This window comes from Streptococcus sp. HMSC072C09, assembly GCF_001813105.1.
Taxonomy (GTDB): domain Bacteria; phylum Bacillota; class Bacilli; order Lactobacillales; family Streptococcaceae; genus Streptococcus.
On record NZ_KV811489.1, the window covers coordinates 69,774 to 76,521 of the forward strand.

Annotated in this window: 9 protein-coding genes; all 9 read left to right on the forward strand. The window is 41.5% G+C overall.

Annotated elements, in window-relative coordinates; translation table 11 throughout:
• Positions 1 to 7 precede the first annotated feature (7 nt).
• The 9 genes from HMPREF2893_RS03595 (at position 8) to HMPREF2893_RS03635 (ending at position 6,688) form a co-directional block, all read left to right on the forward strand.
• Positions 8 to 616: a hypothetical protein gene (locus HMPREF2893_RS03595; protein ID WP_070674403.1), complete on the forward strand. Its 609-nt coding sequence runs from the start codon at positions 8 to 10 to the stop codon at positions 614 to 616.
• On the forward strand, positions 613 to 1,242 hold the full coding sequence (locus HMPREF2893_RS03600; RefSeq protein ID WP_003007942.1) for a hypothetical protein: 630 nt from the start codon (positions 613 to 615) through the stop codon (positions 1,240 to 1,242). Before HMPREF2893_RS03595 ends, HMPREF2893_RS03600 begins: the two co-directional genes overlap by 4 nt.
• Positions 1,239 to 1,871 carry a hypothetical protein gene (locus HMPREF2893_RS03605; protein WP_070674406.1) on the forward strand — a complete coding sequence of 211 codons (633 nt, stop codon included), beginning with the start codon at positions 1,239 to 1,241 and terminating at the stop codon, positions 1,869 to 1,871. The genes HMPREF2893_RS03600 and HMPREF2893_RS03605 overlap by 4 nt, the downstream gene beginning before the upstream one ends.
• Positions 1,868 to 2,497, forward strand: coding sequence for a hypothetical protein (locus HMPREF2893_RS03610; RefSeq protein ID WP_024056326.1), 630 nt, complete (start codon positions 1,868 to 1,870; stop codon positions 2,495 to 2,497). The genes HMPREF2893_RS03605 and HMPREF2893_RS03610 overlap by 4 nt, the downstream gene beginning before the upstream one ends.
• Positions 2,494 to 3,102, forward strand: coding sequence for a hypothetical protein (locus HMPREF2893_RS03615; protein WP_003007937.1), 609 nt, complete (start codon positions 2,494 to 2,496; stop codon positions 3,100 to 3,102). The genes HMPREF2893_RS03610 and HMPREF2893_RS03615 overlap by 4 nt, the downstream gene beginning before the upstream one ends.
• 111 nt (positions 3,103 to 3,213) lie before the next feature.
• Positions 3,214 to 4,137 (forward strand): aldo/keto reductase, encoded by a 924-nt coding sequence (locus tag HMPREF2893_RS03620; RefSeq protein WP_003007935.1) that lies wholly within the window; start codon positions 3,214 to 3,216, stop codon positions 4,135 to 4,137.
• Positions 4,138 to 4,286: 149 nt separating this feature from the next.
• Positions 4,287 to 4,862 (forward strand): TetR/AcrR family transcriptional regulator, encoded by a 576-nt coding sequence (locus HMPREF2893_RS03625; protein WP_070674409.1) that lies wholly within the window; start codon positions 4,287 to 4,289, stop codon positions 4,860 to 4,862.
• Complete coding sequence (locus HMPREF2893_RS03630; RefSeq protein ID WP_004182281.1) at positions 4,859 to 5,539, forward strand: ABC transporter ATP-binding protein; 681 nt, start codon at positions 4,859 to 4,861, stop codon at positions 5,537 to 5,539. Before HMPREF2893_RS03625 ends, HMPREF2893_RS03630 begins: the two co-directional genes overlap by 4 nt.
• A 3-nt stretch (positions 5,540 to 5,542) precedes the next feature.
• A complete protein-coding gene (locus HMPREF2893_RS03635; RefSeq protein ID WP_070674412.1) occupies positions 5,543 to 6,688 on the forward strand; it encodes an FtsX-like permease family protein in 1,146 nt (381 codons plus the stop codon).
• Positions 6,689 to 6,748 lie beyond the last annotated feature (60 nt).

A 6,748-nucleotide genomic window follows, 5' to 3' on the forward strand; every position in this document is an offset into this window, starting at 1 on the left:
GTGAACAATGAAATTATATTTAAAAGGCGATTATACAAAAAGAGTACCTTATGGTTATTTAGAACTAGCTGGCAAAATGTGGTTTCCAGAAGAAAAGCAAGTATCTTACTCAAATGCAGGAGACAATGATGCATTACAAGAAGATTTTTCTGTAAATTTATCCCTGAGGAAAGGCACTGCCGATAAGAGATGGTCTAGTTTCCCCCTAAAGGAAGGGGTACGAAGACTCTTTTCACATCTTGACGAATGTATTGAGATAGAGTTTGAAAATGCATTCGCTACGGATTATAATGAAAAGGGAGACTATCTCCGTATTTTAACCAGCCATCTAGAAGTTTTAACAGTTGATAAACGCGCCATGTACATTATGGCGCTTGAGATTGCAAAGGTGATTGACGGGCAAATTAGCGAGGATAATAAGAAGACATGGCTAACAGTCGAGGAGTTTAGGAAAAAGCACGAGGCTATTCTATCTCTAACTTTTGAAGAAGCAAATGAACGAAGTTTGACTGAAATTCAAATGATGGATGTGGTAGATGACCCTCTTTGGGAGGAAGAAGCCACTCGTCGAAAAGAATATATACTAGCACATGGAGGCGATATCTCAGATTTATGAGACTATACATCAAAAGTGATTTTACGAAAAAAATAGACTTCACAACTAGAGAGCTTGTTTGGAAGATGTGGTTTAAGGAACGGAATGGCAAGAAAATAAGTTTCTCCAATGTTGGTGATGATGCTATGTTACAGGATGATTTTTACTTTGGTGTTCGGTTACACAAATGGTCTTCAGTTGACGAAAGATGGGATAAGGCTCCTTTTATAATTCCTAGTAATCCTTGGTTGTCTTTGGAATATGAGAGTATAACACTTGAATTTGAAAAAACTTTCATTACAGAGTGGAGAGAACGTGGAGATTATCTACGTATCGCAACATCTCATATAGATGTTTTAACTGTAGACAAACGTGCTTTATACATTATGGCAGCTGAAGTAGCATCTGCCATTGATGGTCAGATTAGCGAGGACGGCAAGCAAAATTGGCTAAGTGTAGAAGAATTTAAGGAATATCACAAGGATGTTCTTTCACTGACTTATGATGAAGCTGTTGAAATCAGTTTGGAAGAATTAAAGACAATGGTACCGGTAAGAGATCCTCTATGGGAAGAGGAGGAACGGCTTCGAGAAGAATACACCAAAATCCATGGTGAACGTGTTTATGACGATGAGGAAGACGATTGAAATTATATATCAAAGGCGATTACACCAAAGAAATTCCGTTTGATTATTTAGAACTAGCGAAGAGAATGTGGTTCGAAAGCTATCAAGGAGAAGGTATATCTCTCTCCTATTCTGGTTTTCTTCAAATCAGAGATGGGAATGATATAGCCATTCATCTAAAACTAAATAAACAGGATTATGACGAACGTTGGTTGTGTATTCCGATACAAGAAGGGATAAAATATCGTTTTTATTCACAAATTGATGAAGACCTAAATTTGGAATTTGAGAATGCTTATGTAACAGATTTTCGAGAAAATGGAGACTGTTTGCGTATCGCTTCTACCCACCTTGAACTGCTCACTCTTGATAAAAGAGCGTTCTATATCATGGCCATTGAGATTGCCACAATCTTTAATGGACAAATCAGTGAAGACGATAAGAAAACATGGCTAACAGTCGAGGAATTCAAGGAAAAGCACCAAGATATCTTATCTCTAACTTTTGATGAAGCAAATGAGATGAGTTTGGAAGAAATTCAGACGATTGACGCTATTGATGATCCCATCTGGGAAGAATTGGATAGGAAGCGTGAAGAGTACATCAAAATCCATGGTGAACGAATTTATGACGACGAGGAAGAAGATTGAGAATTTATATTAAAGGTGACTATACAAAAGAAATCCCGTTTGATTACTTAAAACTAGCAAAGAGAATGTGGTTTGGGGAAAAAGATGGAATAGAACCTGACTTGTCGTATGCAGGGTATCTAGATTTACCAATCGAGAAACTTTCTATCCACTTAAAATTAAATAAGTGGATGCATGATAATAGATGGAGTAATGTTCAGATTAAGGAAGGGATAAAATATGATTTTTTATCCCATAAATATGAAGATATAGAGCTAGACTACGAAGATGCTATGATGTCGGACTTTCGTGAGAAAAGTGAATGTTTAAGAATCGCTACTAAGCACCTTGAACTCCTCACCGTTGATAAACGTGCTTTCTATATTATGGCCATTGAAATTGCGACTGCTATTGATGGTCAGATTAGCGAAGATGATAAAGAGAGCTGGTTAAGTGTGGAGGAATTTAAAAACCGGTATGAAGATATCCTATCGATGAGTTATGAACAGGCTAATGAGATGAGTCTGGAGGAAATTCCGTTTATGGATGATGTGAGAGACCCGGTTTGGGCAGAAGATGACCGCAGAAATGAAGAATACATCCGAATCCATGGAGAAGTGGAGTTGGATGACGAGGACGACGAGTGAAACTATATCTTAAAGGTAACTACGAAACTAACATCTATCAAGCCTGTATGGAATATCCTTGGAAAATGTGGTTCAAGGAACGTAAGGGAGTGCAGGTTGAGTTTTCTTATGCACGTGATGATGACTTCTATTTTAGTGTTAGTTTGGATAAATTTTCTTCAAATGATGAGCGTTGGGGAATGGCTGATTTTAGAGTAGGCAACGATCCTTGGGCGACTTTTAAGTATGAAGATATAAATTTAAATTTTGTAGATTCCTATGAAAGTGATGGACGAGAAAAAGGAAACTATCTACGAATCATCACGACTCATAAAGATATTCTAACGGTTGATAAGCGAGCTCTTTATATCATGGCAATTGAGGTAGCCTCTGCCATTGGCGGTCACATTAGCGAAGATGATAAGGAAACATGGCTGAGCATTGAAGAATTTAAAACAAAACATGCAGATTTGTTGCATTTAACCTACAATGAAGCGGTTGACATTAGCTTGAAAGAGATAGAAGCAATGAAAGCTGTTGATGAGCCACTCTGGGAAGAATTGGATCGAAAGCGTGAAGAATACATCCGAATCCATGGAGAAGTGGAGTTGGTTGACGACGAATGAGGCATTCTACTTCAATCTGTAAGCCTTCAGTTGTTTCTGAGGGCTTTTTGATTTCACATTGACTTTTGCAAGCCTTTTCACTACAATAGAACTACAGAAAAGGAGGCGGACATGAACTATATTGAGTTTGCTGAAAATGAGCGTCTGTCCACGATTGTCCTTGGGATGATGCGGATCAGTCAGATGAGTGAAGACGAGGTGGAGGCCTTGGTGGAGGCGGCCTTATCGATTGGGATCAACACTTTTGACCTGGCGGATATCTATGGCAATGGTCAGTGTGAGATCCTGCTGGGGAAGGTTCTCAAGGGCCGTCCGGATCTTCGGGATCAGATGTGGATCCAGTCTAAGTGTGGGATTCGCAAAGACGGCTTTACCTATTTTGATTTTTCTAAGGACTATATTTTGGACTCCGTCAATGGCATCCTCGAGCGTTTGCAGATTGAGCGCTTAGATAGTCTCCTCCTTCACCGACCGGATGCCCTCATGGAGCCGGAAGAAGTGGCGGCAGCTTTTGATCACTTGGAGCAAGCGGGCAAGGTCCGTCATTTTGGGGTGTCCAATCAAAATCCTATGATGATGGAATTGCTTAAAACAGCTGTCAAACAACCACTCAAGGTCAACCAGTTGCAGTTGAGTGCCGCCTTTACGCCTAGCTTTGAGGCTGGTTTTCATGTCAACATGGAAGGGCCAAAAGCAGCCGTGCGAGATGGCAGTGTCTTTGAATATTGTCGCTTAACCGATACGGTGATTCAAGCCTGGTCTGCCCTCCAGCATGGCTATTTTAAGGGGAACTTTGTCGGCAAGGAAGAGTTTGCGGCCCTCAATCATGTCCTCAATGACTTGGCGAAGAAATACCAGGTCACTCCGACAGCCATCGCCCTTGCTTGGGTCCTCCGCTATCCGGGTAAGATGCAGGCTGTCATCGGAACGACCAAACCCCAGCATGTCCTTGAAGCAGGGAAAGCAGCAACAGTCACTCTAACCCGCAAGGAATGGTACCAAATCTACTTGGCTGCAGGAAATGATTTGCCTTAGAATCTTGTTAGTAGACCAGACTTCACTTGTATCAGTGGGCTGGTCTTTTGTTTTATACTTTACGAATTTTTCTTGACAAGTCTTTCTTTTTTATGGTATTCTTTTATGCAACAAATGTTGCGCAACGGATGTTGCGCGAAAGGAGTCTTATGCCACCCAAGGTTAAATTTAGTAAAGAGGCTATCATTGGGACAGCTTTACAATTGGTGAGAGAAGAGGGAATGGCTAGTTTGACAGCTCGAGCATTAGCGGAGAAACTGGGAGCCACACCGAGAGTCATTTTTGGGCAATTTGCTAATATGGCTGAGTTACAAGCAGAGGTTATTGGTGCTGCGGAAATGGTCGTGGTGGAGTATATTCGCAAGGCCTTAGAAGATGAAAAGCCTTTCCGATCTGTCGGGGTTGCTTATATCCTTTTCGCCTCAAAAGAGCCCCAACTCTTTCAATTACTTTTCCAAAATCCTAGCAAAGAGCCGATTCGTCGCTTTCAAGATTTTCTTCCCATGAAGGATCATAGTTACCAATTGGTTCTGGATTCGATCGTTGCAGACTATCCTTTGACTCTAGAGGAGGCTAGTCGCTTGTACCAGCATCTATTTATCTACTCACACGGGATGGCCTCTATGGTTGCTTCTGGTATTTATCAGTTCAGCATGGAAGAAGTGATTGGATTACTGACAGAGGTTTGTCAATCTCTCATCAAAGAAATGGTAGGAAAGAAATGATTCAACTTGAAAATGTACACAAAAGCTACGGCCAAACCAAGGTTTTAAAAGGGATTGATTTGCAGATTCAAGACCAGGATGATGTGGTTATCCTCGGCCCTTCTGGATCGGGGAAATCAACTCTCTTAAACGTGTTATCAGGCTTAGAAAAGGTAGATGAGGGACATATCCTCATTCAAGGACAAGATTTGTCTCAACTCACGGATGCTCAATTGACGGCCTTTAGACGGGAGAAGATTGCCTTTATTTTCCAGCAGTATTATCTATTGCCGAATCTAACGGTCAGACAAAATGTAAAAATGGGGGCTGACCTGGCAAACAATCATGATTTTTTGCAGATCATCGAGGATTTGGGACTTGGCGATAAGCTGGACAAATATCCGAGTGAATTGTCTGGTGGGGAACAGCAGAGAGTCTCCATTGCTCGGGCCTTGGCCAAAAAGCCAGAGATTCTCTTTTTAGATGAGCCGACGGGAGCTCTCGATGAAGAAACAGGGCGCAAGATTCTGGACTATATCTGGAAGTTAAAGGAAAAGCTGGGCTTCACCCTCATCATGGTGACGCACAACCAAAATATTGCGGATATGGCCAGAACCATCATTCGTGTCAATAGTGGCAAGATTACCGAAGTTGTGACCAATGATCAGCCTCAGACTGCCTATGAGATTGGATGGTAAGCCATGTTTTCAGTAAAAGATATTCGAAAATTAGTTGTCGTCAGTATCATTGGAGCCTGTGCGGTCTTTGTGGCCAATCTCTTCTTGAATTTTTACCTGGATATCGTGCAGTTGGAAATTTCGAAAACCAATCCCATGATTCAGACCTACTATGATGCCCAGGTTTCGCTTTCCTGGATGGTGGCCATGGTCAGTGGGGTTGTCTTGTCCTTGACGTCGGTCCTTCTCATGTGTTTTTATATCAAACAATTTGTTGATGACCACAAGGAACAATTAGGGATTTTAAAGGCTTTGGGCTACAGCAATGGCCAGTTGGCGAAACGATTTTGGGCCTTTGGACTTAGTTTTGGAGCTGGAGCGCTTCTTGGCTATTTCGCTTCATTTCTCATGATGGGACATTTTTACGACTTCCGTAATGAGAAGGGGATTTTGCCAGAAATTACCATTCACCTTCACTGGCAGCTCCTGCTTGCCTTGGTGATCCTGCCAACGAGCTTCTTTATGCTTCTCGCGATTGGTTATGCTAGAAGACAACTACAAACGCCTGCGCTTCTCTTATTGAAAAAGTCTCCAAGTCCGATCAAGGTCAAAAGGAGAAAGCGAGCTCCTAAGAAAGAGAAAGACTTCCTAAAAGAGCTATCCTTGTCACTGATTTGGGGGAGAAAATCGATCTTGTTTTTTGTGGTCTTTGGATCCATGTGTTTTGCGGCCATGGTTCAATTGTCCTTTGGCCTCAGGGATTACACAGATGATATCATCCAAACTATGATGATCATGATTGGTTTGATCCTTTCTTTCTCGATACTCTTTTTGTCATTGGGGATTGTTGTCTCAGAAAGTCGTGAAACCTTGGCTCTTATGAAGGCTTTTGGCTACACCGATCGTGAATGCCAAAGTCATATTCTCGCTCCCTATCGTTTTTGGGCCTATCTAGGATTTGTTCTTGGGACGGCTTATCAATACGGTATCATGGAATTCTTGATCGGTGTGATCAAAGATACGGTTCCTGGTAAAATTGAGCATCACTTTGATGGGAATGTGTGCTTCTGGACCTTGCTTGCTTTTGCTGTGGTTTATGAAAGCCTCTTTTATCTATCCAACAGAAAACTCCAAAAACAAACCATCAAAGAAGTGCTCTTAGCTGAATAAATAGAAAAGAGAGTGGGACAGAAATTGGTAATTCGTTAGAATTCGATTTCGTCGTCCCAC

What these genes read in the sequence shown, in the direction of transcription:
- HMPREF2893_RS03595 (WP_070674403.1), top strand. Translation starts at nt 8, where the DNA reads ATGAAATTATATTTAAAAGGCGATTATACAAAAAGAGTACCTTATGGT.
- HMPREF2893_RS03600 (WP_003007942.1), top strand. Translation starts at nt 613, where the DNA reads ATGAGACTATACATCAAAAGTGATTTTACGAAAAAAATAGACTTCACA.
- HMPREF2893_RS03620 (WP_003007935.1), top strand. Translation starts at nt 3,214, where the DNA reads ATGAACTATATTGAGTTTGCTGAAAATGAGCGTCTGTCCACGATTGTC.
- HMPREF2893_RS03625 (WP_070674409.1), top strand. Translation starts at nt 4,287, where the DNA reads ATGCCACCCAAGGTTAAATTTAGTAAAGAGGCTATCATTGGGACAGCT.
- HMPREF2893_RS03630 (WP_004182281.1), top strand. Translation starts at nt 4,859, where the DNA reads ATGATTCAACTTGAAAATGTACACAAAAGCTACGGCCAAACCAAGGTT.
- HMPREF2893_RS03635 (WP_070674412.1), top strand. Translation starts at nt 5,543, where the DNA reads ATGTTTTCAGTAAAAGATATTCGAAAATTAGTTGTCGTCAGTATCATT.